The organism is Coriobacteriia bacterium, from assembly GCA_014859305.1.
In the GTDB taxonomy this organism is placed as follows: Bacteria; Actinomycetota; Coriobacteriia; order Anaerosomatales; family Kmv31; genus Kmv31.
In genome coordinates, this window is record JACUUM010000022.1 from 16,684 (window position 1) to 39,676 (window position 22,993).

Sequence of the window (22,993 nt, forward strand, 5' to 3'; positions counted from 1 at the left end):
CCTTCCTCGCGCGAACGTGGCGGTGATCGACGCGCCCGCCGTACCTGCCTGACGCCGCGGCCCGGTCACGACACCCTCCGTGACCTCAGCTTCCTTCGCGGGCGCGGCCGTTCCGCGCCCCTTGCGAGACTTGGCCGAGAGCCGTCGCGCGACCGTACGCTCACTGAGGATGAACCTCACGCCTAAGGCCGGCTCCTACCCCGGCTCCCCCTCCCACGGCCGGCCCCCCTCGGCCTCGGTCACGATGCGGTCGAAGGCGGCGGCCGGATCCTCCGCGCGGGTTATCGGGCGCCCGATCACGAGATGCGACGCCCCGGCCGCCAGCGCCTCCGCGGGCGTGGCCACCCGCACCTGGTCGTCGGTGGACGCCCAGCGCGGCCTGACTCCCGGCGTCACCACGACGGCATCGTCCCCCAGCAGCGCCCGAGCGGCGGCCGCCTCGCGCGGCGAGCACACCACCCCGGCCGCCCCCGCGTCCCGTGCCAGCCGCGTGAGGCGCGCCACCTGGGCGGCCGGCTCGTCCGCGGCGCCCACGGACGCGAGGGCGCGCGCGTCCATGCTGGTCAGGATCGTCACGGCCACGACGGCCGGGCTCGGGATGCCGGCGCTTCCCGCTCCGGCGCGCGCGCCTTCCACAGCCGCTTCGATCATAGCCGCGCCCCCCGAGGCGTGCACGGTCAGCATCGCCGAACCCAGCGTGCCCAGGGCCTCCGCCGCTCCGCGCACCTGGTGCGGGATGTCGTGCAGCTTCAGGTCCACGAAGACCTCGAAGCCCGCCTCCAGCATGGCGCGCACGAGAGCGGGGCCCTCCCGGTAGTACGCGGTCATGCCGACCTTGACCCATCGCGCGCGCCCGGATAGCCTCCCGGCCACGGTGCGCGCCTCTTGCGGCGGCAGGTCGAGCGCGACGATCAGGCGGTCGGCCAGGCGCACCTCGCTCATCCGTCCGCCTCCCATATCCTCGTGCGCTCGTCTTCCAGCGGCCCGACCGTCAGACGCAGCGGCGCCCCCTCCAGCACGGCGAGGCCGGCGCGCGGATGGTACGCGATGCCGAGGACCTCGGCGAGCCCGGCGACCGGCGCCGACGCGACGCGCTCCCGGCCCGGCACGGCGACCGCGCCGAGGTGCCAGACCAGCGGACCCGCCGGCACGCTCCCCAGGGGCAGAGCGCCCGGCGAGGCGGTGAAGACGTCGTCGGGCTCTCCGGGTCCCAACGTGCCGGACGAACCGTCCTCGGCGACGTAGAACATGGTGTCGGCGTCCTGGAGCCAGACGGCGATCGTGCCTCGGCCCCCCTTGGCGGCGGGCCTGCCCCCGCTCGCGATGATCCCGCCCTCCGGCGAGCACAACAGCAACCGCGGCCCGTCGGAGCCGGCAGAAGCGAGCGCGAACCATTCGCCCGAGGGCGACCAGCCCAGGGGTTCGAAGGTGGTCACGGCCTCGGGCAGCGCCACCCTCGTGCCTTCGGTGGAGCCGTCGCTGGGCTGCAGCAGCAGCCTCGAGGGGAGCGCGCCCTTGAGCACGTCGACCTCGAGGAACGCGGTCGTCCCGCCGGGTCCCGGCCACGGCCGCCACCGCGACTCCACGTCGTCGGTGGGATCGTCGCCTGCGCCGAGGTCCCACATCAGCAGACGCCGCGGCGGGGAGTCCCGCAAGTCGCCGGCAAGGTCCGAGAGGTCCTCGACGCTCCCCCCGCCTTCGTCGGGCACGAGCCACACCCGCGGCGAATGCGGCTCGACCGCCACGACGCGCTTCCCCTCCTGGACGTCGGGTGCCCCTCGCGACCGCATGTCGAACGCAAGTGCGTGCGGCACGCCGTCGGCGGCGGTCAGCTGCGCGACGACGAACGCGCCGTCTCCGGCCCACCACACTCCCCCGTACCGCGCCTCCGAGTCGTCGACGTAGTCCGCGCGTCCGCTCGCGCCCTCCTCGTTCGCCGCGCATCCGGGGGCCATACCCAGCGCGAGCAGGCCGGCGAGCGCGGCGACCGGCGCGACACGCCGCAGGGGCCACGGCCGGCGCCGAGCGCGAGAGAGGGCGGCGGATTCGGTCACGGCTCCTCCCTGCGCCGTCCGGTTCAGCTCGCGTCGGTGCGCATCGAGCCGGTGAGCTCGGCGACGCGCGCCACCCCACGAGAATGGCAGAAATCCTCCAGACCGTCGACGACACGCTCGGCGGTGGAGGGGTCCGTGAACGAAGCGGTCCCGACCGCGACCGCCGACGCTCCGGCCAGCATGAACTCGACAGCGTCCCGCGCGTCGCGGATGCCGCCCATCCCGATCACGGGCACGTCGACCGCCTCGGCGACCTGCCACACCATGCGCACCGCGACGGGCTTGACCGCCGGCCCCGAGAGCCCGCCCACCACGCGGGCGAGCTTCGGCCGCATGGTGTCGACGTCGATCGCCATGCCGAGCAGCGTGTTGACGAGGCTGACCGCGTCGGCGCCGGCGTCGACGACCGCCCGCGCGACCTCGGCGATGTCGGTGACGTTCGGGCTCAGCTTCACGATCAGCACCTTGCCGGTAGCGCCGCGCACGGCGGCGGTCACCTCCGAGGCCGCGTCGCAAGACGTGCCGAACGCCATGCCCCCGGCGTCCACGTTCGGGCAGCTGATGTTGAGCTCGACCGCGTCCACCGCGTCCTCGCGCTCCAGCCTGCGGGCGACGGAGGCGCACTCCTCGGCGGTGTGGCCGGCGACGTTCACGACGACCGGCACGTCCTGTCCCGCCAGCCACGGCAGGTCGCTCTCGCAGAACCGCTCCACCCCGGGGTTCTGCAGCCCGATGGCGTTGAGCATGCCCGAGGGCGTCTCCGCGATCCTCGGCGAGGGTCCCCCGAGCCAGGGCTCGGCACTCACGCCCTTGGTGACGATCGCGCCCAGGCGGGAGAGATCGACGAAGTCGGCGTACTCCCGTCCGGAGCCGAACGTGCCCGACGCGGTCATCACCGGGTTGCGCATGGTCAGGGCGGCCCCGCCCGAGCGGCTGGGGATGGTGACCCGCATGTCGACGGCCGGCGGGCCGCCGCCCGCCCCGGCTCGGGGCTTCTCAGTGCCGCGGGGGGACCTCGGACTCATCCCAGAGCACCTCCTCCGCGTCGAAGACGGGACCGTCCGCGCACGCGCGCTTGAGTCCCGTGCGGGTGGAGACCATGCACGACAGGCACGCGCCCACGCCGCACGCCATCAACCGCTCGAGCGACACCAGGCAGGGCACGCCGGCCGCAGCGGCCTGCGCGGCCACCACCCGGGCCATGGCCTCGGGGCCGCAGGCGCACACGGCGTCGGGCTCGTCCGCGGATATCAGCCCCTCCACCAGCGCGGTCACGGGCCCGCGCTCGCCGTGGGAGCCGTCGTCGGTGGCGTAGGCGACCCGCCGGGCGGAGCGCTCGAAGACGTCGCGCGAGACGAGCCGCTCCGCCGTAGGGGCGCCGAGGGCCACGGTGACCGCGACGCCTCGCTCGGCGAGGCGCCGGGAGAGCAGCCCCAGGGGCGCGGCGCCGAGCCCGCCGGCCACCAGCAGCGCCCGCGAGGCGTCGTCCGGGACCTCGAAGCCGTGCCCCAGCGGGCCGAGGAGGTCCGTGGCGAAGCCGCGCTCCCATCCCGCCATCTCGCGCGTCCCCTCGCCGAGCACCTGGAAGAGGATCCCGATGGCCGTGCCGTCCACGTCGTGCACCGAGAACGGCCGGCGCAGCACGCGCTCCGTCCCTGCCGCGAGGCGCACGTGGACGAACTGGCCCGGCCTCACGCCGCCCGCGGTGCGGGGCGCGCGCAGGGTGAGCAGCCCGACGCCTTCGGCGAGCCGCTCGTTGGCGAGCACGGTCACGTGCTCGAGCGCGGGCCGCGCCGGGCCCCCGCCGCCGGATGAGGGGCGCGTGCGCGTGCGCCCGCCTTCGCTCATGGCCGCCCACCCCCCGCCGCCGTGCCGTCCGCGCCCGCGTAGCCCGAGGCGGGAGCCACTGCCGCAGGCTCGCCGGCTTCGGCGAAGTCCTGCAGCGCGACCACGCCGAGCCGGCCTTCCTTGACCGCCTCGATCGCCTGGACGACCGCCTGGGCCGCCGGGACGGTCGTGATGTTCGCGATGCCGTGACGCACGGCGGCCGTGCGGATGTGATAGCCGTCGGAGCGCGTCTCCTGGCCGAACGGCGTGTTCACGACCAGGTCGACCTCTCCGTTCGTGATCGCGTCCACGATGTTGGGGCGGCCCTCGTGCACCTTCAGCACCTCGGACACCGGCAGGCCTGCGGCTCTCAGCATGCGGGCGGTGCCGCGCGTCGAGAGCAGGTCGAATCCGAGCACGTGCAGGTGTCTCGCCACCGACGCGATGGCTCGCTTGTCCCGGTCGGGGACCGAGACGAAAGCGGTGCCCGCGCGCGGGAGCGAGTACTCGATCGCGAGTTGGCTCTTGGCGTACGCCGCCGGGAAGTCCTCGGCCACGCCCATGACCTCTCCGGTGGACTTCATCTCCGGCCCGAGGACCGAATCCGTGCCCGGGAAGCGGCCGAAGGGCATCACGGCCTCCTTCACGCAGAAGCGCCCGAGGTCGCGGCCCTCCTCGGGAAGACCCATCTCCGCCAGCCTCATGCCGGCCATGACCTTGGCGGCCACCTTCGCCAGCGGTACGCCCGTGGCTTTGGAGACGAACGGCACCGTGCGGCTCGCCCTGGGATTGACCTCCAGCACGTGCACCGCATGGTCCTTGACGGCGAACTGGACGTTGAGCAGCCCTTGCACGCCCAGCGCCAGAGCGAGGTCGCGGGTGTGCCGCCGGATCTCCTCGATGGTCGACTCCCCCAACGAGAACGGAGGGATGCAGCACGCCGAGTCGCCGGAGTGGATGCCGGCCTCCTCGATGTGCTCCATCACCCCGCCGATGTAGACGTCCGTGCCGTCGCAGACCGCGTCCACGTCGACCTCGATCGCGCCCTCCAGGAAGCGGTCGAGGAGCACCGGGTGGTCGGGGCTGACGCTGACGGCCTCGGCCATGTAGCGCTCGAGGTACTCCTCGTCGTACGCGATGACCATCCCGCGTCCGCCCAGCACGTAGCTCGGACGGACGAGCAGCGGGAAGCCGATACGGCGGGCGACGTCCAGCGCCTCTTCGAAGGTCTCGGCGGTGCCGGCGGCAGGGTAGGCGATGCCCAGCCTGTCGAGCATCTCCTGGAAGCGCCGCCGGTCCTCGGCCAGGTCGATCGCCTCGGGCCTCGTGCCCAGTATCGGCACTCCCGCGTCCTCGAGCGCGTGGGCGAGCTTCAGCGGCGTCTGGCCGCCGAACGTCACGACCACGCCCTCGGGCCGTTCGGCCTCGACGACGTCCATGACGTCCTCGAACGTGAGGGGCTCGAAGTACAGCCGGTCCGACGTGTCGTAGTCCGTCGAGACGGTCTCGGGGTTGCAGTTCACCATGATCGTCTCGTATCCGAGCTCGCCGAGCGCGAAGGAGGCGTGAACACAGCAGTAGTCGAACTCGATGCCCTGCCCGATCCTGTTGGGGCCCGCCCCGAGGATCATCGCCTTCCGGCGCTCGCTCGGCGCGACCTCGTCCTCTTCCTCATAGGTCTTGTAGTAGTAGGGGGTGCTTGCCGCGAACTCGGCCGCGCAGGTGTCGACCGCCTTGAACGTAGGTCTCACCCCGAGGTCGAGCCTGTACGCCCGGACGTCGGCGTCCGAGGAGTCCGTGAGCCCGGCGATCTGCGCGTCGGACAGCCCGTGCTGCTTGGCGGCGCGCATCTCCTGGGCGGAGACCGACGAGAGAGCGCGCCCCTCCATCGACCGCTCGACGGCGACCGCCTCCCGGATGCGCTCGAGGAACCACGGGTCCACGCGGGTGAGAGCCGCCACGTCCTCCACCGTCCGGCCGCGGCGGAACGCCTCGGCGATGTAGAAGGGCCGCGCCTCGCGCGGCGTGGACAGCATCCGGTCGAAGTGCGTGTCGTCGAAGCGGTCCCGCCCATCGGCGCCCAGGCCGGCGCGGCCGTTCTCGAGGCTGCGCATCGCCTTGCCCAGAGCCTCGGGGAACGTGCGGCCGATCGCCATGACCTCGCCCACCGACTTCATCCTCGTGGTGAGGTCGGGGTCGGTCCCGGGGAACTTCTCGAAGGTCCAGCGCGGCACCTTGACCACCGTGTAGTCGATGGAGGGCTCGAAGCACGCCGGCGTCTCGCGCGTGATGTCGTTGGGGATCTCGTCGAGCGTGTAGCCCACCGCCAGCTTCGCCGCGATCTTGGCGATGGGGAACCCCGTCGCCTTGCTCGCCAGCGCGCTGGAGCGCGACACGCGCGGGTTCATCTCGATCACCACGAGCCGCCCGTTGGCGGGGTCCACCGCGAACTGCACGTTCGAGCCGCCGGTCTCGACCCCGATCTCGCGCAGGATGGCGATCGAGGCGTCTCGCATCGCCTGATACTCGCGGTCGGTCAGCGTCTGGGCGGGAGCCACCGTGATCGAGTCGCCGGTGTGCACGCCCATCGCGTCGAAGTTCTCGATGGAGCACACGATCACGCAGTCGTCGTTGCGATCGCGCATCACCTCCATCTCGAACTCCTTCCAGCCCACCACGCTCTCCTCGACGAGGCACTCGCCCATCGGGGAGAGCGCCACGCCCCCGGCGACGATCTCACGCAGCTCCTCGATGTTGTAGGCGATCCCTCCGCCCGCGCCACCGAGCGTGAAGCTCGGGCGGATGACCAGCGGGAAGCCGCCGAGTTCGCCGACGAGCACCTCGGCCTCGGCCACCGAGTACGCGTACCCGCTCCTCGGCACGTCCAGGCCGATCCTCTCCATAGCCTCGCGGAAGAGCCTGCGGTCCTCGCCCTTCTTGATGACGTCGAGCTTCGCGCCGATGAGCTCCACCCCGTGGCGGTCGAGCACGCCGGACTCCGCGAGCGCGACGGCGCAGTTCAGTCCCGTCTGGCCTCCCAGCGTGGGGAGCAGCGCGTCGGGTCTCTCGGCGGCGATCACCTTCTCCACGAACTCCGGCGTCACCGGCTCCACGTAGGTCCGCTGGGCCATCTCCGGATCGGTCATGATGGTGGCCGGGTTGGAGTTCACGAGCACGACCTCGTAGCCGTCCTCGCGCAGGACCTTGCACGCCTGCGCGCCGGAGTAGTCGAACTCGGCGGCCTGCCCGATGACGATCGGCCCGGAGCCGATCACCAGGATCCTGCGGATGTCGTCGCGTCGGGGCAATGCCGCTCCTTCTCGCTTGTCTTCCTACGGCACGACCAGCACCGGGCAGCTGGCTTGGCGCATCAGCGTGGCCGAGACGCTGCCGAGCACCGCCTCCGTCAGGGCGCCGCGGCCCCTCCGGCCGGTCGCCACGCCGGTGACACGGCGGCGCTCGGCCTCGGCGAGCACCTCGCGGTCCGGCTCTCCCCGCCTGATCGCCGTCGTCGCGGCGATGCCCTCCCGGCGCGCCATCTCCGCCAGGTCGCCCAGCTCGAACTCGGCGCCCGTCTCCGCGCGGCGCAGCTTCTCGCCGTCCAGGGACGGGTCGAGCACGTGCAACAGGTACAGCGTCCGCACGGTACCGGACGGTAGTTCGAGGACGGCCATGAGGGCCCGCGTGGCCGAGGCCGAGAAGTCGGTCGGCAGCAGCAGGGCGCTCCCCCACGCCCGGGCGAGCGCGGCCGGATCGGAGTGGACCGCGAGCAGGCTGAAGCGCGCGAACATGATCGGGCATGGCGCGTCGTGCAGTATCGTCCCGGAGACCGAACCGGTGACCAGCCGCTCGACGAGCGCCTTGCCGTGCGTCCCGACGACGACCCCGTCGCAGTCGACCTCCGAGGCCAGCGCGAGCAGCTCCTCGGCGGGGTCGCCCGTCGGCACGCGGACCTCGACCTGCAGCCCGCAGCACTCCTTGAGCCGCTCCGCGCGCTTGAGCAGCGACCCGCGCACCCGGTCGACCGCCGCGGCGATCACCGGTCCCTCCATGCCCGAGGCCTCCACGACGTTGGTCAGCACGACCCGGCGCACGCCCAGGGCGGGCAGCCCCTCGGCGTACTCGGTGATCAGCACGCCTTCCTCGGTGAAGTCGGTGGGGACGAGCACGCTGCGCAGCAATCCCGCCCCCCTCAATCGCCCGGCCGGTGCGCGGACGCGCCCGCCGCGGCGAGGTAGTCCGCCTCGCCGTCCATCATCCTGGCGAACGCGGAGAAGAGGTACCTCGCGTCGTGAGGGCCGGGGGCGGCCTCCGGGTGGTACTGCACCGAGAACGCCGGGGCGTCGAGCAGCGCGACGCCCTCGGTCGTCATGTCGTTGAGGTTCACGTGGGTCAGCTGCACGCGCCCGAAGCTCGACGAGCGCACGACCGGCGCGACCGCGGCGGCGGCCCAGGCACCCAGGTCCGCCGGGTCGTGCCCGAGGCCCCGGGAGTCCTCGGGCACCAGCGGGCCGATGGAGCCGAAGTCCACGCAGAAGCCGTGGTTCTGGCTCGTCACCTCCACGCGCCCGGTCAGGAGGTTCTTGACCGGCTGGTTGCCACCCCTGTGCCCGTACTTGAGCTTGAACGTTCCCGCTCCCACCGCCAGCGAGAGCATCTGGTGCCCCAGGCAGATGCCGAACAGGGGGACACGCCCGATGAGCGACCTCAACGTCGAGTAGAGGTACTCCACCGCGGCCGGGTCCCCCGGGCCGTTGGCGAGGAACACGCCGTCGGGCTCGTGAGCGAGCACCTCGTCGGCGGAGGCGTCGGGCCGCACGAGCGTGATCTCGCAGCCCTCCTCGGCCAGACGGCGGAGGATGTTGTACTTGATGCCGGAATCCAACGCCACGACCCGGTGGTCGGGTTTCACGGGGATCACGCCGGTGTCCACCGGAACAGCCCCGGAGGAGTCCGCCTCCCCCCAGCGGAACGGGTGGTCGACGGCGACCTCGGCCACGAGGTCGCGCCCCTCGAGCCGGTCGGCGGCGCGTGCCTTGGTCACGAGCGAGTCCGGATCCGGGTCGACGGTGGAGATCACGGCCCGCATGGCACCGCGCTCGCGGATGTGGCGGGTGAGCCGCCGCGTGTCCACGCCCCGGATCGCGACGACGCCGTGGCGGCTCAGGAACGCAGGCAGGGACTCCTCGGCCCGCCAGTTGGAGGGCTCCTGCGTCATCTCGCGCACCACGAAGCCCGAGACGAAGACGCCGCGCGACTCCATGTCGGCGCCGTTGACGCCGCAGTTGCCGACGTGCGGCGCCGTCATGGTCACGATCTGCCCCGCGTAGCTCGGGTCGGTCAGCACCTCCTGGTAGCCGGTCATCGACGTGTTGAAGACGGCCTCTCCCGCGCGCTCTCCGTCCGCCCCGCAGGCGACGCCGGCGAACACGGTCCCGTCCTCCAGCGCCAGCAGCGCCGGCCGGGTCCCGCTCCCGCTCCCGCTGCCGCAGACGACCCGCGCCGTCACTACGCGACCACCTTCCCGCTCCTCACGACCGGCTTCCCGCCGACGAGGACCTCGGTCGCCCGCCCCAGCAGCCTCTCCCCCGTCCACGGCGAGTTGGCGGAACGGCTCTCGAAGCCCCCCGCCCCTACCTCTACCCGCGCCTCGGGGTCGAACACCGTGAGGTCGGCGGCGAAGCCCGCCGCGAGACGGACCTCCGGCAGGCCGAGGGCGGAGCGCGGGCCGTGGCAGAGCAGGCGCGCGACGTCCGCCCAAGAGAGCGTTCCCGGGGCGACCAGGCGGGTCGCCAACAGCGGCAGCGCGGTCTCCAGGCCCGTGACGCCGTAGGGCGCGAGCTCGAACTCCATCTCCTTCTCGTGCGCCGCGTGCGGTGCGTGGTCGGTGGCGACGCAGTCCACCGTCCCGTCGGTGAGCCCCGCCACCAGAGCCTCGCGGTCGGCGGACGTGCGCAGGGGCGGGTTCATCTTCAGCGCGGTGTCGTAGCGGCGCTGCAGCAGCGCGGTCTCGTCCAGGAAGAGGTGGTGCGGTGTGACCTCGCAGGTCACCGGCATCCCGGCGGCCTTGGCACGCCGGACGAGCTCGAGCGAACCGGCGGTCGAGAGGTGCTGGACGTGCAGGCGGCAGCCGGTGAGCTCGCACAGGCGGATGTCGCGGGCGACCGCGGTCTCCTCGGCCGCCGAGGGCCACCCGGGCAGCCCCAGCAGCGTGGAGACCTCGCCCTCGTTGACGGCCCCGCCTCGCGCCAGGGGGTCCTCGGCGTGGCTGAGCACCGGCACGCCGAAGCGCTTCGTGTAGTCCATCGCCATGCGCATCATGCGCGAGCTCGCGAGCCAGGAGCCGTCGTCGGTGAAGGCCACGGCGCCGGTGGCGGCCATCTCGCCGATCTCGGCCAGCGCCTCTCCCGCGCGACGGCGGGTGAGCGCGCCCACGGGGTGCACGCGCACGGCGGCGTCGCGCTCGGCGGACTCGAGCAGCGCGCGCACGGCCGCGCCGTCGTCGATCGCGGGGTCGGTGTTGGGCATCGCGCACACCGCCGTGAAGCCGCCGCGCGCCGCCGCGCGCGTGCCGGTGGCCACCGTCTCCTCGTCCTCGCGCCCCGGCTCGCGCAGGTGCACGTGCACGTCCACCGGCCCGGGCAGGACGACCTTCTCGGCGCACTCTATGACGGTCGCGCCCTTCGGGACCTCCAGCGCGCCGGCTTCGGCGGCCGGGTCGCCGACGGCGGCGATGGCGCCGTCGGCCCCGACCAGCACGTCCGCGACGGCGTCGAGGCCCTCGGCGGGATCGACGAGGCGCCCGCCCCTAAGCAGCAGCTGCGTCGGCATCGGCACCTCCCAGCAGCAGGTACATGACCGCCATGCGCACGGCCACCCCGGCGTTGACCTGGTCGAGCACGACCGAACGCGGCGAGTCGGCGACCTCGGAGGTGACCTCCACCCCCCGGTTCATCGGGCCCGGGTGCATGACGATGGCTTCGGGCTTCATGCGCGCGAGCCGAGGACCGTCCATGCCGTAGAAGCGCGCGTACTCGCGCAGGCTGGGGAAGGGCATGCCCTCCATGCGCTCGCCCTGTATGCGCAGCATGTACGCGACGTCCAGCTCGGGCAGCACGGCGTCGAAGTCGCTCGCCACCTCGGCGCCGAGGGCTTCCGGGCGCGCGGGCATCAGCGTCGCCGGAGCGATGACGACCGGGCGCGCACCGACCGTCCTGAGCGCCGGCACGAGCGACCCCGCCACGCGTGAGTGCCCGATGTCGCCCACGATGCCGACGGTCAGCCCCTCGAGCCGCCCGAGCCGCTCGCGGATCGTGAACAGGTCGAGAAGGGCCTGGGTCGGGTGCTGGTGGCTCCCGTCGCCGCCGTTGACCACGCAGGCGTCCATGGCGTCGGCGAGGATGTAGGGCGCGCCGGAGTACCTGTGGCGCACGACGATGAGGTCGCACGCCATCGCCGACAGCGTCCTGGCGGTGTCTCTCAGCGACTCGCCCTTGACGGCCGCCGAGGCCGACCCCGCCATGTTCACCGCGTCGGCCGACAGGCGCTTGGCCGCGATCTCGAAGCTCGTGCGCGTCCGCGTGGAGGGCTCGAGGAAGAGGTTGATGACGGTGCGGCCGCGAAGCGTCGGGAGCTTCTTGATCCTGCGCTCGTTGACCTCCTTGAACGAGCTCGCCGTGTCCAGGATGAGCCCGACGTCCTCCGCGGAGACCTCGCGGATGTCGATGAGGTGGCGGCAGGTCAGCATGCTACGCCTCCCCGCCGGCTGAAGACTTCCCGCTGCTGGCGGAGGGCGCCTCCCCGGCGGCGGTCGAAGCGCCGGCGCCGCCTTCGGCCTCGAGGATCTCCACCGCGTCGCGGCCGTCGACGGCCTCCAGGTAGACCCGCACCCGCTCGCGGCGCGAGGTGGGCACGTTCTTGCCGACGTAGTCCGCGCGTATCGGCAGCTCGCGGTGGCCGCGGTCCACGAGCACTGCGAGCTGCACGGAGTCCGGCCGCCCGTAGTCCATGATGGCGTCCATGGCCGCGCGGATCGTGCGGCCGGTGAAGAGTACGTCGTCCACCAGCACGACGTCGCGGCCCTCCACGTCGAACGGGATGTCGGTGCGACGGACCTCGGGGTTGCGGCGGATGGACACGTCGTCCCGGTAGAAGGAGATGTCGAGCGTGCCGACCGGCACCTCCAGCCCCTCGATCTCCCGGATCCTCTTGGCGAGCGCGGCGGCCAGCGCCGAGCCCCGCGTCACGATGCCCGCGAGCGCGACGTTCGCGCCCCCCTTGTTCGCCTCCAGGATCTCGTGCGCGATGCGCGTCACCGCCCGGGCGACCGCCTGCCCGTCCATGACGACGGCCTTGGCGCGCTGCTCCTCGGCCACCTCGGCTCCTTCCCCGCGATGAGCCCGGTTCCCGGGCCGGAGACGAGAACGCCTCCTGCCGAGGGCGGCAAGGAGGCACTTCGCGTGAAGCTCGCCGACGAGGACCGGCGACGCTCGCTATGTGGCTGCGCCTTGCCGGCCTCACGGGACCGGGCTTAAAGGTCGGACCGACTCTAGCAGCCAGAGGCGCCTCGCACAAGCGGCACCGAGACGACCGGTCGACGGCACGGCGCGGGCGCTCCGAGGACCCGGCGCGAACCTCCGGCGGCGCACCGCCGCCTCGTCGCACTCCAGCATCGCACGAGCGGGTACAATGCAGATACCAGCAAATGACTACCGGCGGACCCCCCGCCCCCTGGAGGTCCCGATGAGAACCCGCCCGGCCCTGGCGACCCTGGCCGCCCTCACCCTGGCTCTCGCGCTGACCGCAGGCTGCGGCCCGCGGGACGCGGGGAACGGGACCGATCGCGGATCCGACGGCACGACGCCCTCCGCGGACGCTACGCCCGCGGCCGACGGCGAGGACGCGGCGGGGCGGGGCACGCCGATCCGCGCGTACTTCCTGCGCGAGGCCGGCTCCGAGACCGGCAGGCAGGAGCGTGTGGCCCCCGTGCGACGCCATACGCGGTCCACCGGCGTCGCTGCCGCCGCCGTCGAGGCGTTGCTGGCCGGCCCGAACGAGGCCGAAGCGACCGCCGGCTTCGTCAGCGCGGTCCCTTCCGGTGTGAGGCTCCGCGGGGTGAACGTCCGGAACGGCATCGCGATCGTAGACCTGTCCGACGAGTTCGCCGCCGGCGCCGGTAGCGCCGGCATGAGGGGCCGTGTCGCCCAACTGGTCTACACGCTCACGCAGTTCGGCTCGGTGGACGGGGTGGAGCTGCGGATCGAGGGCGAGCGCGTCACGGAGCTCGGTGCCGAGGGGCTCCTGCTCCAGGAGCCGCAGACGCGCGAGGACTGGGAGGGACTCACGCCGATCGTGCTCGTCGAGGAGCCGGCGTTCGGCGACACGCTGGACAGCCCGCTCAGGGTCACGGGCACGGCCAACACGTTCGAGGCCGAGTTCCGGCTCGAGGTGACCGCCGACGGCCGCACCTTGGCCGACCGGCAGGTGATGGCGACCTCGGGCAGCGGCACGCGCGGGACGTTCGTCTCCACCCTGCGCTTCGACGCGAGCGAGGCGGGCACCTACAAGCTGACCGCCTGGTACGCCTCGGCCAAGGACGGCTCGCGCGTGGAGGTCTTCGACCTGACCGGTGCGGGAACGGCCGACTAGTGCGGTCCGCCGGGCAGGCCCGACCGCCGCGCCTCGGCGCGCTCGCGCTGGCGCTCGCACTGGCGCTCGCCGCGCCCCCCGCCCCGCCGCGCGCCGCCGCCGCCGAGGAGCCCCGCGCGGTCGTCGTCGCGCTCGCCTCGCGCGCGCAACGCCCCGCGGTCGAGAAGCGGCTCCGCGCGCTGGGCGCGCGCGACGTGCGCGCGGTGCGCGACGACCTGCTCCTCGCCACCGCGCCGGCACGCGAGGCCGCCGCCGTCGCGCGCGCCGCGCGCGGGCTGGACGCCGTGGCGGCGGCCGCCCCGGAAGGCCGCGTCATCGCGCTCGGCGTCCCGCCCGACGACCCCGCGTACGCCGACCCGGAGAGGCAGCCGGTCTCCCTCGGGCCGAGCGACGCCTTCCCCCACTCCGTCAACCTCGAGCCCGCCTGGGGGCAGGCCTTCCTCGGCCTCGAGTACAACCTGAACCCGTACCGCCCCGGGGTGAAGGTCGCCGTGGTGGACAGCGGGGTGAGCCCCCACTGGCGCGAGGACACGGGCCGGGTCGTCGACGTCAGGGACTACGTGGAAGGCGACCGCGTCGCCAACGACGAGCTCGGCCACGGCACCGTCGTCGCGTCCGTCATCGGCGCGAAGACCGGCAACCGCTTCGGCATCGCGGGCGTTGTCGGTGACGCGCCCGTGACGATCGAGGCGTACAGGGTCCTCGACGCGAGGGGCGGGGGCAGCACGGCCGACGTCCTCGGCGCGATCATGGACGCGGCCGACCGCGGCTGCAAGGTCATCAACTGCTCCCTGGGGGAGCGTCTCGTCGACCCCGCGACGGGCAGGGAGGTGCCCGGCCTGCGGGCGCTGTACGACAACGCCGTCGCCTACGCGCGCGCCAGGGGGAGCGTCGTGGTCGCCGCCGCGGGCAACAGCGGCGACGCGGTCTGGATGCCGGCGGCCGCGTCCGGCGCGCTCGCGATAGGATGGCTCGACCCCAGTACCGGGGTGCGTTCTCCGCACTCTTGCTGGGGCCCCGAGCTCGACCTCGTAGCTCCCGGCCAGTACGTCTGGGGTGTGGGAAGGGACGGCCGCACCCTCGCGTACAGCGGCACGTCCTTGGCCACACCGATCGTCTCCGGGACGCTCGCGTTGCTGTGGTCGCTGGTGCCGGCCGCACCCGCCGAGGGGGTGGTCGACGCGATGCTCTCGACCGCGGTGGACTACCCGCCGGATGCCCCCGACGGCATCGACCCGTACTACGGTCACGGCCGCGTCGACGCCTGGGCGGCATACCGCCGCCTGATGGACACCGTGCCCGTGCAGGCCCCGGTGACGCTGGCCGCTTCGCGCCCGAACGGGTTCTGGACGACGCTCTCCTGGACGCGGGCCGCAGGCTCCGGCGTCTTCTACCGCTACGGCTACCTCGGCGGGCCCGAGTCCCAGACGACCGCGACCTCGGCCAAGCTCTTCCTCGGCGGGGACGGCGCGCAGACCGTCTACGTCAGGGCCTTCGCGTCGGACCGCTGGGCGAGCGGAGAGCCCGCCACGGCGACGGTCACCGTGGCGACCGGCCTTCCGCCGCTGGCCGTCCGCAGGCACGCGGGACCGGACCGCTACGGGACCTCCGCGGAGGTCAGCCGCGCCTCGTACCCGGATCCGGTACCCGCTCTCGTCGTCGCCTCGGGGGCCGACTGGCCCGACGCCCTGGCCGCGAGCACGCTCGCGCGTGCCGCCGGCGGCCCGCTGCTGCTCACGCCCCGCGACTCGCTGCCCATCGTGATCCGCGACGAGGTCGTCCGCCTGCGCCCGTCGCGCATCTACCTCGTCGGCGGCACGCCGGCGGTCTCGTCCTCCGTCGCGAGGCGGTTGGAGGCCCTCGTCGGCTCCGGCCGGCTGACTCGGCTGGCCGGCGCCGACCGCTACGCGACCGCCCGCGCGGTGGCCGCCCGCGTGCGCGCCGTCACCGGCTCGGCCCCCGGCGCCGCCGTGGTCGCCTCCGGCGAGGTGTTCCCCGACGCGCTCTCCGCGGCGCCGTACGCCGCACGGGCGGGATACCCCGTCCTGCTCACGCGCAAGGCATCGCTGCCGGCACCGACGCGCACAGCGCTCTCCGAGGCCGGCGTGAAGCGCACCGTGGTGGTCGGCGGCCCGGCCGCGGTGTCGAACGAGGTGGCGCGACTGCTGCCCTCCCCCACCCGCGTGGGCGGGAAGGACCGCTACGAGACCTCCCGGCTCTTCGCGGCTCACGCCGTGCGGGAGCGGGTGCTGGCCTACGAGGAGATCGCGGTGGCCACGGGACGCACGTTCCCCGACGCGCTCTCCGGCGGGCCGGTCCTCGCGGGCGTGAGGGGCCCCGTCGTGCTCGCCGACGCGCTGGACACGCCCACGCGCGCCTGGTTCGACGCCCGCAAGCTGCAGGTCCGCGGGCTCACGTTCCTGGGCGGACCGCCGGCGGTCAGTCTGGCCTTCGAGGATTCGCTCAAGACGCGCCTGCGCACCCCCTGACCCGCCGCCGCCCTCGCGCGCGCCCTACGCCACGCGCGGCTTGCCCTCGCCGGCCAGTCGCGGCCACTCCGGGCGCGGGCGCCCGCCGGAGCCCCCGCCAGCGAGCGGGATGCGGATGACGAACGTGGCGCCGCCGTCGGGGTTCTCCTCGGCCGGGGCGAGCGTGACGCGGCCCTTGTGGCGCTCGACGATCTCCTTGACCACGGAGAGTCCGATGCCCACCCCCCCCTTGGAGCGCTCCCGGGCGGGGTCGGCACGCCAGAACCGGGTGAAGACCTTGTCGCGGTCGCCCTCGGCCACGCCGAGCCCGGTGTCGGACACGGCGATGCGGACGCTGTCGTCGTCGCGCTGCACGGCCACGGTCACGCGCCCGCCCTCGGGCGTGTACCGGGCCGCGTTGGAGAGCAGGTTGCCCACCGCTTGCGTGAGCCGGTCGGGATCGCCCTCGATCGTCATGCCGTCCTCCAGGCGGGCGACGAGGGTCAGCGAGCACGCCTCGAGAAGCGCGCGGTGCGCCTCCACCGCGGCGCGCACCGGGTCGGCGGGATCGAGCGAGCGGCACTCGAAGCGCGTCGAGCCGCTCTCCAGCCGCGAGAGCTCCAGGATCGAGTTGGCGAGCCTCGCGAGGCGCACCGTCTCGTCGCGCACCACGCCGAGGCGCTCCTCGTCGGCGGGAAGCACGCCGTCCTGCATCGCCTCGACGGTCGCCTGTATGGCCTGCAGCGGCGTGCGGAGCTCGTGGGCCACGTCGGCTGTGAGCTGGCGCTCGAACCTGCGGTCGGCCTCGATGGAGTCCGCCATCTCGTCGAGCGTGCGCCCGAGCACGGAGACGGCGTCGGGGCCCTCCATGGCGGTGCGGGCGTCCGCCTCGCCGGAGCGCAGCCGCCCGGCCACCTGGGTCACGCGGTGGATGGGGCGCACGATCCCGCGGGCCACGAGCGTGCCGGCGGCCGCGGCGACGATCACCGCGATGATCGCGGCGACGAGCAGGCTGTCCAGAGAGCCTTCCCTGAACTCGATGTCTCGGGGCGTGAGCAGCCCGCCGGGCGAGAGCGCCGTCACGCGCACCTCGCCGACCTTCTCGCCGTTCACCACGATCGGAGCGGTGGCCGCCGTGCCCGCGACGCGGCTCAGCCCGCCCATCTCGATGTCCTGCGGCAGCGCGGATCGCCTGCTGTCGCCGATGATCGTGCCGTCGCCGTCGAAGACCTGGATGCGGAAGTCCCTCATCGTCAGGCCGACGTGGCCCAGGTCGAGGTAGCGCACGGCCTGCCAGCCCCCGGCCTGCGCGTGGATCTGGGCCATGACCACCGCGGCGTCGTTCGCTCGCGCCTGCAGGCCCTCCCGCACGTACCGCTCGAACTGCTGCTGCCAGGTCAGCGTCAGGAGCAGGGCGGCCAGAGCCGCGGTGAACACCGCGGCGGCGGCGTAGCCGGCCGCGATCCTGAAGCCGAGATCGAACCTGCCTTTCACGCGCCCGCCTTCTTCGCCCCTCCGCCGGCCGCTTCACCGGCCTGCGCGGCCCTGGGGGACCCCTCGCCCCCGGCGGTCTCCTCGGCCTCGTCGGCGGCCTGGAACCGGTACCCCACGCCGAACACGGTATGGATGTAGCGCGGCTCTTTCGGGTCGTCGCCGAGCTTGGCGCGCAGGTTCTTGACGTGGCTGTCGATCGCCCGCTCGTACCCCTCGAAGTCGTACCCGAGGACCTTCTCCACCAGCTCCATGCGCGAGTACACGCGCCCGGGGTAGCGCGACAGCGTCACCAGCAGCTTGTACTCGGAGGCGGTGAGATCGACCTCCTCCCCGCCGAGGAAGACCCGGTGCCCCGCGAGGTCGATCGCCAGCGGACCGAAGACGACGTGCCCGCGCTGCGGCTCCTCCTCGACGCGCGCGCGGCGAAGCAGCGCACGTACGCGGGCGACGAGCTCGCGCGGCGAGAACGGCTTGACGAGGTAGTCGTCGGCGCCCATCTCGAGCCCGGCGATGCGCTCGGCCTCCTCGCCCTTCGCCGTGAGCATGATGATGGGAACGTCCGAGGTGTCGCGGATCCGTCGGCAGACCTCCTCGCCGGGCAGCTTCGGCAGCATGAGGTCGAGCACCACCAAATCGAACGAGTGGCGCTCGAAGGCCTCCACGGCCGCGAGGCCGTCGGCCACCGGCGTCACCCAGAAGCCCTCGCGCTCCAGGTACGCCGCTACGGCGTCGCGGATCGCGTCTTCGTCCTCCACCACGAGCACTCTCTGACTGGCTGCCATGCGCCTGGACACCTCCTACAGGCCCTTCTCCAGCAAAGCCGATACCTCATCGCCCGCCGCCGTGCGACCCATCGAGTCCGGCTCGATCTCCTCGAGCACGCGAGCGAGGTCATCGGGCAGCGGGTCGGTCAGGTCGATCTCGGCTCCGGTGAACGGATGCGTGAAGGTTATACGGTAGGCGTGGAGGAATTGTCGGGACAGGCCGCGGTCCGCCTTGGGCTTCCTGGCCCCGTACTGCTGGTCCCCCACGCAGGGGTGGTCGATGTAGGCCATGTGCACGCGCACCTGGTGGGTGCGCCCGGTGTGCAGGCGGCACTCCAGCAGCGTGTACCCGTCGTCGTGAGGGCCGGCCGTGTAGCGCTCCAGCACCCGGAACGTGGTCACGGCCTGCTTGGCCGCGGGGTGCTCCGAGACCCACATCCTCATGCGGTCCCTCGGATGGCGCGCGATGGGCGCGTCGATGATGCCGGTCTCCGGCGCGATGTAGCCGTGCACGAGCGTGATGTAGCGCCTCGTGACCGCGCGGACCTTGATCATGTCGGAGAGCGCCACCTGGGCCTCGTCGGTCTTGGCCACCATCATCAACCCCGTGGTGTCCTTGTCGAGCCGGTGCACGATCCCGGGGCGCTCCTCCCCGGCCAGCGAGCCGAGGTCCTCGGAGTGAGCGAGCAGAGCGTGCACCAGCGTCCCCGAGTAGTGCCCCATGGCGGGGTGCACCACCATGCCGGCGGGCTTGGAGAGCACGATGAGGTGGTCGTCCTCGTACCGGATGTCCAGCGGGATGTGCTCGGGCGTGAGCTCGGAGGGCTCTCTCGGCGGGACCTCGACGACGATTCGCTCGCCGGCGCGCAGCTCGTGGCGCTTGAGCGCCGTGGAACCGTCGACGCGGACGAAGCCGCGCTCGATCAGCCGCTGGGCGATCGCGCGGCTCGGCATGAAGTCGAGATCGGCCAGGAAGCGGTCGAGCCGTCGGCCGGCCTCGCCGGCCTTGACCGTGTGGGTGTGGATGTGGGTGTCGCTCACGTCTCCCCCCGAGGGCTCCCCTCGGCGCCCGCGCCTTCGCCGCCGCCTCCCGGCGGCGTGCCCGCCGGCCTCGTCGGGGCGTGCTGCCCGAATAGCAGCCACGCGACCAGACCGGAGATACCGCCGACGAGGGCCATGTCGGCCACGTTGAACACTGGCCACCACCTCACGTCGAGATAGTCCGTCACCCTGCCGAAGAGCACGCGGTCCGCCAGGTTCCCCGCCGCGCCGCCGGCCACCAGCCCGAGGGCGAGCGCCTGGAAGCGCCCCGGGCGCCCCAGCGCCCAGAAGACCGCCACCGCGACGATCGCCCCTGCCGCGGCCGTCATGAACACCCACTGACGTCCGGCGAGGATGCTGAACGCGCCGCCGGTGTTGTCGACGTGCGTCAGCCAGAGCACACCCGGGACGAGCGGTACGGGCTCACCGAGCGGCAGGCGCGCGCGCACCGCGACCTTCACGAGCTGGTCGAGGACGACCACCGCGAACGCGGTCAGCGGCAGCAGGACGGACCGGCCTCTCAGGCCGACTCCTCCCACGCCTTGCACGGCACGCACAGCTCCGCCGAGGGCATGGCCTTCAGCCTCTCCAGCGCGATCGCCTCGCCGCACCGGCGACACAGCCCGTAGTCGCCGTTGGCGAGCCGCTCCAGCGCCTGCTCGACCTCGGCGAGCATCTTCCGCGCGTTGTCCTCCAGCGTCAGGTCCAGCTCCCGCGAGAACGTCGCGGTGCCCTGATCGGCCATGTGGTCGCGGTAGTTGTTCTCACCGCTCATATCCGAGAGCGCCGTGTGCCCGACGCGCTCGAACTCCTCGATCTCGGCGCGCAACCTGTCGCGCTCGCCCTCGAGGAACTGCCTCAGCTCCTGCTTGGTCTTGCTGTCCATCACGGCCTCCGAACTATCGCAAAGCGCCGAGGAGTACCTCCCTCGGCGCCGGGTCGTACCTGATTGATTATACCATCCCGAGGGCGGGATAAGCCCGGCGGAGGATGCGCGTCCAGAACAGCGGCGGGGTACCGGCAGCGCTGGAGTCGCCTTGATCGCCGCCCGCCCCCGACCTCGTACTCGCCCGAGTGCTCGGAGACCTTCCGTGCCGCTTCGAGGCACCACGTTCAGCACTCGGCTCCTCTCTTGTGGCCCTAAGTATGGCGCACCATTCGAGGTCGATCCGTGACAGCGCGCTCCGGCGTCCCCCGCTCGAGTGTCCCCACCCCTGCCGTGGTACGCGCAGCCCAAGTCGCGCCTGCATTCAGCCCCGCCGACAGCAGCAGGGGCAGTCCGACTAGCCAGACACGGGGTTCGATCCAGTACACACCGAGGACGCCCAATAGCGCCGCCGCCCGCAGCGCCATGGCGGGGTTGTCCGTCCTGAGCGCGACGAAGGCCACGGCTCCGAGAACGACCACCACCAGCGAGAACCACAATCCGGTTCCCATAGGTCCCCATGATACGTGCTCGAGGAACCCCCTACTCGGATCTCCCCACAGCTGAAGGAAGAAGAGGGCACCCAGTCCCGCAGCGCCCAGAGCGGTTGCGGCAAGGACCTGCGGTACTCCCTGCCCAGACGCGTGATGCGTGACCACGGTTCGCTTGGCGTGCCATCGCCGATCCACGAGCCCGGCCACCAGGCATGCTGCCGCGGCTCCGGAGAGGACATAGGACGGCCCCTCTGGAAGTGCCACCACGAGACCTGCGATCGTGAGTAGGTACGCCGCGGCCCAAGCAGCGTAGTAGCCTCGCCGGCGTCGCCAGCCGACCACGCCCACCGCGATGGCTGTGGAGACAACCAGCAGAAACGCGAGTAGCGCGCCGAGGAGCGGCCTGCCTGTCCCCAGTGGGTCCGGGGGGACGCGGCGCAAGACGACCTCCTCGTGCCTTGTGAGCCATGCCCCATCGGTGCTGGATCCTCCCGCAGGGGACAGCGTGAGGGTGTCGTCCTCGAGCGTGTACTCGTAGGCGGCTCGTCGATCCGGCGGCCCCGACGCCGGTGCCTCGAACACCAGCACGCCATCTGATTGCACCCGCCACGTACCGACGGGAGTGGGAGCGACCCCTGGCATAGGAAGCGTACTGTCGTCGTACCCGACCATGAACGTGTGATCGGGGTCGAGAACCAGGGAATCCAAGTCCCCCGGTTCGGAGGAGCCCGGGGGCTCCCAGCCGCCGAAGAGCGCTCGATCTGCTGGGCTCTGCTCACGCGACTGGCACGCGACACTCATCAGAGTGAGTGCACAGAGCGCGACGGCGAAGGACCGTCCGATCCGCTTCCTGCGCACGGGCTCTGTCCGCGTCTCCCAACTGGGACTGATGTCCCGACCACGCCCACTACTCCGGTCAGTTCCGAGCAGTAGCACTCGGCTGCCTTGCCTAGAAGTGGCCGGGCGAAATCGGACAGCTCCTTAGGTGATGATATTGCTCCGAAGCGCAAGACAGCGAGGAGGAGTATCGATCATGTCCAGACGACCGAGACGCAACCATTCGCCGGTCTTCAAGGCCAAAGTGGCCTTGGAGGCCATCAAGGGCGAGCAGCCCGTCATCGAGCTCGCCGAGAGGTTCGATGTTCATCCCAACCAGATCACGAAGTGGAAGCGCCAGCTGCTCGATGAGGCGGCTGCCGTCTTCGGAGAGGGCGACAAGGCAAAGGAGGACGGGCCGTCTCTCGCCGAGCTTCACGCCAAGATCGGTGAGCTGACGATGGAGAACGATTTCTTGTCCGGGGCGCTCGGTCGCTTGAACGGATCGAGCGGAAAGCGATGATCGATCGGAACCATCCTCTGCCCGTCAAGAGGCAGGCGGGCCTGCTTGCCCTCTCGCGCTCCAGCGTCTACTACGAGCCTGCTCCCACCGGCGAGGAAGACCTGGCGCTCATGACCGCGATGGACGAGATCCACATGAAGCTGCCCTTCTACGGGATCCGCCGGATCAGAGGGCAGCTGCTTGAGCGGGGCTTCGAGGTCGGGCGGCAGCACGTGGCCACGCTCATGCGAAAGATGGGCATGGAGGCCCTCCAGCCCAGGCGCCGGCTCTCTTCTCCCCATCCCGGCCACAAGGTCTACCCCTACCTGCTCCGGGGCATGGAGATCACCGAGGCAGGGCAGGTGTGGTGTTCGGATGTGACCTACCTGCCGATGGCCAGGGGCTTTTGCTACCTCACCGCGGTCATGGACTGGGCCAGCAGGCGGGTGCTGGCCTGGCGGGTTTCCAACACGCTGGACGCCAGCTTCTGCATCGAGGCTCTCGAAGAAGCGCTTGCCCTCTACGGCGCCCCCGAGATCTTCAACACGGATCAGGGTTCGCAGTTCACCTCCGAGGGCTTCACCGGTCTGCTTTCGGCCCACGGCATCGCGATCAGCATGGACGGGAGAGGGCGCTGGATGGACAACGTCTTCATCGAGAGGCTGTGGAGGAGCGTCAAGTACGAGGAGGTGTACCTCAAGGGATACGAGTCCATCCCCGAGGCGCGGCGGGAGCTCGCAGCCTACTTCGACTTCTACAACAACGAGCGCCGACATCAGGGACTGGGCGACAAGACCCCGGACCAGGTCTACTGGTCTACACTGAGAACGGACAAGGCAGCAGCGTGAAGAGCGGTTCATCACCTAAGAACCGGACAAACCTGTCCAGACCAACCCGGCCACCTGTGTACATGTATCTGAACCCGCAACGGGGTGACGCTAGCGGAGCCATCATACAGCC

General features: G+C 72.1%; 18 protein-coding genes and 1 pseudogene. 3 read left to right on the plus strand and 16 right to left on the minus strand.

Going from position 1 to position 22,993, the window contains the following annotated elements; translation table 11 throughout:
* Positions 1–195: 195 nt before the first annotated feature.
* The 10 genes from pyrF to pyrR are packed head-to-tail and all read right to left on the minus strand — an operon-like array spanning position 196 to position 12,256.
* Positions 196–942 (minus strand): orotidine-5'-phosphate decarboxylase, encoded by a 747-nt coding sequence (gene pyrF / locus IBX62_05390; GenBank protein ID MBE0476513.1) that lies wholly within the window; start codon positions 940–942, stop codon positions 196–198.
* Positions 939–2,054, minus strand: coding sequence for a hypothetical protein (locus tag IBX62_05395; GenBank protein MBE0476514.1), 1,116 nt, complete (start codon positions 2,052–2,054; stop codon positions 939–941). Before IBX62_05395 ends, pyrF begins: the two co-directional genes overlap by 4 nt.
* A gap of 23 nt (positions 2,055–2,077) precedes the next feature.
* The gene (locus IBX62_05400; protein MBE0476515.1) at positions 2,078–3,079 is read right to left on the minus strand and encodes a dihydroorotate dehydrogenase; all 1,002 of its coding nucleotides are present in this window, start codon (positions 3,077–3,079) and stop codon (positions 2,078–2,080) included.
* Positions 3,051–3,902 (minus strand): dihydroorotate dehydrogenase electron transfer subunit, encoded by an 852-nt coding sequence (locus tag IBX62_05405; GenBank protein ID MBE0476516.1) that lies wholly within the window; start codon positions 3,900–3,902, stop codon positions 3,051–3,053. The genes IBX62_05400 and IBX62_05405 overlap by 29 nt, the downstream gene beginning before the upstream one ends.
* A complete protein-coding gene (gene carB, locus IBX62_05410) occupies positions 3,899–7,189 on the minus strand; it encodes a carbamoyl-phosphate synthase large subunit (GenBank protein ID MBE0476517.1) in 3,291 nt (1,096 codons plus the stop codon). The genes IBX62_05405 and carB overlap by 4 nt, the downstream gene beginning before the upstream one ends.
* Before the next feature lie 24 nt (positions 7,190–7,213).
* Positions 7,214–8,062 carry a universal stress protein gene (locus IBX62_05415; protein ID MBE0476518.1) on the minus strand — a complete coding sequence of 283 codons (849 nt, stop codon included), beginning with the start codon at positions 8,060–8,062 and terminating at the stop codon, positions 7,214–7,216.
* Between the two features lie 11 nt (positions 8,063–8,073).
* Positions 8,074–9,336, minus strand: coding sequence for a glutamine-hydrolyzing carbamoyl-phosphate synthase small subunit (carA, locus tag IBX62_05420; GenBank protein MBE0476519.1), 1,263 nt, complete (start codon positions 9,334–9,336; stop codon positions 8,074–8,076).
* Between the two features lie 53 nt (positions 9,337–9,389).
* A complete protein-coding gene (locus IBX62_05425; GenBank protein MBE0476520.1) occupies positions 9,390–10,712 on the minus strand; it encodes a dihydroorotase in 1,323 nt (440 codons plus the stop codon).
* A complete protein-coding gene (locus IBX62_05430) occupies positions 10,690–11,628 on the minus strand; it encodes an aspartate carbamoyltransferase catalytic subunit (GenBank protein MBE0476521.1) in 939 nt (312 codons plus the stop codon). The genes IBX62_05425 and IBX62_05430 overlap by 23 nt, the downstream gene beginning before the upstream one ends.
* Position 11,629: 1 nt before the next feature.
* Positions 11,630–12,256: a bifunctional pyr operon transcriptional regulator/uracil phosphoribosyltransferase PyrR gene (gene pyrR / locus IBX62_05435; GenBank protein ID MBE0476522.1), complete on the minus strand. Its 627-nt coding sequence runs from the start codon at positions 12,254–12,256 to the stop codon at positions 11,630–11,632.
* Between the two features lie 367 nt (positions 12,257–12,623).
* On the opposite strand from pyrR, the gene IBX62_05440 reads away from it, so the two are divergent.
* Positions 12,624–13,529: a GerMN domain-containing protein gene (locus tag IBX62_05440; GenBank protein MBE0476523.1), complete on the plus strand. Its 906-nt coding sequence runs from the start codon at positions 12,624–12,626 to the stop codon at positions 13,527–13,529.
* A complete protein-coding gene (locus IBX62_05445) occupies positions 13,529–16,018 on the plus strand; it encodes a cell wall-binding repeat-containing protein (protein ID MBE0476524.1) in 2,490 nt (829 codons plus the stop codon). The genes IBX62_05440 and IBX62_05445 overlap by 1 nt, the downstream gene beginning before the upstream one ends.
* Positions 16,019–16,042: 24 nt before the next feature.
* On the opposite strand, the gene IBX62_05450 is transcribed toward IBX62_05445, so the two are convergent.
* The 6 genes from IBX62_05450 to IBX62_05475 all read right to left on the minus strand — a co-directional run bounded on the left by IBX62_05450 (position 16,043) and on the right by IBX62_05475 (position 21,303).
* On the minus strand, positions 16,043–17,491 hold the full coding sequence (locus tag IBX62_05450; GenBank protein MBE0476525.1) for a HAMP domain-containing histidine kinase: 1,449 nt from the start codon (positions 17,489–17,491) through the stop codon (positions 16,043–16,045).
* Positions 17,488–18,273, minus strand: a complete 786-nt coding sequence (locus tag IBX62_05455) for a response regulator transcription factor (GenBank protein MBE0476526.1) — start codon at positions 18,271–18,273, stop codon at positions 17,488–17,490. The genes IBX62_05450 and IBX62_05455 overlap by 4 nt, the downstream gene beginning before the upstream one ends.
* A 15-nt stretch (positions 18,274–18,288) precedes the next feature.
* Positions 18,289–19,209, minus strand: coding sequence for an RluA family pseudouridine synthase (locus IBX62_05460; protein ID MBE0476527.1), 921 nt, complete (start codon positions 19,207–19,209; stop codon positions 18,289–18,291).
* An 83-nt stretch (positions 19,210–19,292) separates the two neighbouring features.
* Positions 19,293–19,835: a signal peptidase II gene (gene lspA / locus IBX62_05465; GenBank protein MBE0476528.1), complete on the minus strand. Its 543-nt coding sequence runs from the start codon at positions 19,833–19,835 to the stop codon at positions 19,293–19,295.
* Complete coding sequence (locus tag IBX62_05470) at positions 19,817–20,182, minus strand: TraR/DksA C4-type zinc finger protein (GenBank protein ID MBE0476529.1); 366 nt, start codon at positions 20,180–20,182, stop codon at positions 19,817–19,819. The genes lspA and IBX62_05470 overlap by 19 nt, the downstream gene beginning before the upstream one ends.
* 254 nt (positions 20,183–20,436) lie before the next feature.
* On the minus strand, positions 20,437–21,303 hold the full coding sequence (locus IBX62_05475; GenBank protein ID MBE0476530.1) for a hypothetical protein: 867 nt from the start codon (positions 21,301–21,303) through the stop codon (positions 20,437–20,439).
* Between the two features lie 445 nt (positions 21,304–21,748).
* Between IBX62_05475 and IBX62_05480 the strand changes: the two are divergent.
* Positions 21,749–22,881: pseudogene (locus IBX62_05480) on the plus strand (IS3 family transposase).
* Positions 22,882–22,993 lie beyond the last annotated feature (112 nt).

Coding starts and splice junctions, on each gene's coding strand:
- pyrF (MBE0476513.1), bottom strand. CDS start 942: ATGAGCGAGGTGCGCCTGGCCGACCGCCTGATCGTCGCGCTCGACCTG.
- IBX62_05400 (MBE0476515.1), bottom strand. CDS start 3,079: ATGAGTCCGAGGTCCCCCCGCGGCACTGAGAAGCCCCGAGCCGGGGCG.
- IBX62_05405 (MBE0476516.1), bottom strand. CDS start 3,902: ATGAGCGAAGGCGGGCGCACGCGCACGCGCCCCTCATCCGGCGGCGGG.
- IBX62_05425 (MBE0476520.1), bottom strand. CDS start 10,712: ATGCCGACGCAGCTGCTGCTTAGGGGCGGGCGCCTCGTCGATCCCGCC.
- IBX62_05430 (MBE0476521.1), bottom strand. CDS start 11,628: ATGCTGACCTGCCGCCACCTCATCGACATCCGCGAGGTCTCCGCGGAG.
- IBX62_05440 (MBE0476523.1), top strand. CDS start 12,624: ATGAGAACCCGCCCGGCCCTGGCGACCCTGGCCGCCCTCACCCTGGCT.
- IBX62_05455 (MBE0476526.1), bottom strand. CDS start 18,273: ATGGCAGCCAGTCAGAGAGTGCTCGTGGTGGAGGACGAAGACGCGATC.
- IBX62_05460 (MBE0476527.1), bottom strand. CDS start 19,209: ATGCCGAGCCGCGCGATCGCCCAGCGGCTGATCGAGCGCGGCTTCGTC.
- IBX62_05470 (MBE0476529.1), bottom strand. CDS start 20,182: ATGGACAGCAAGACCAAGCAGGAGCTGAGGCAGTTCCTCGAGGGCGAG.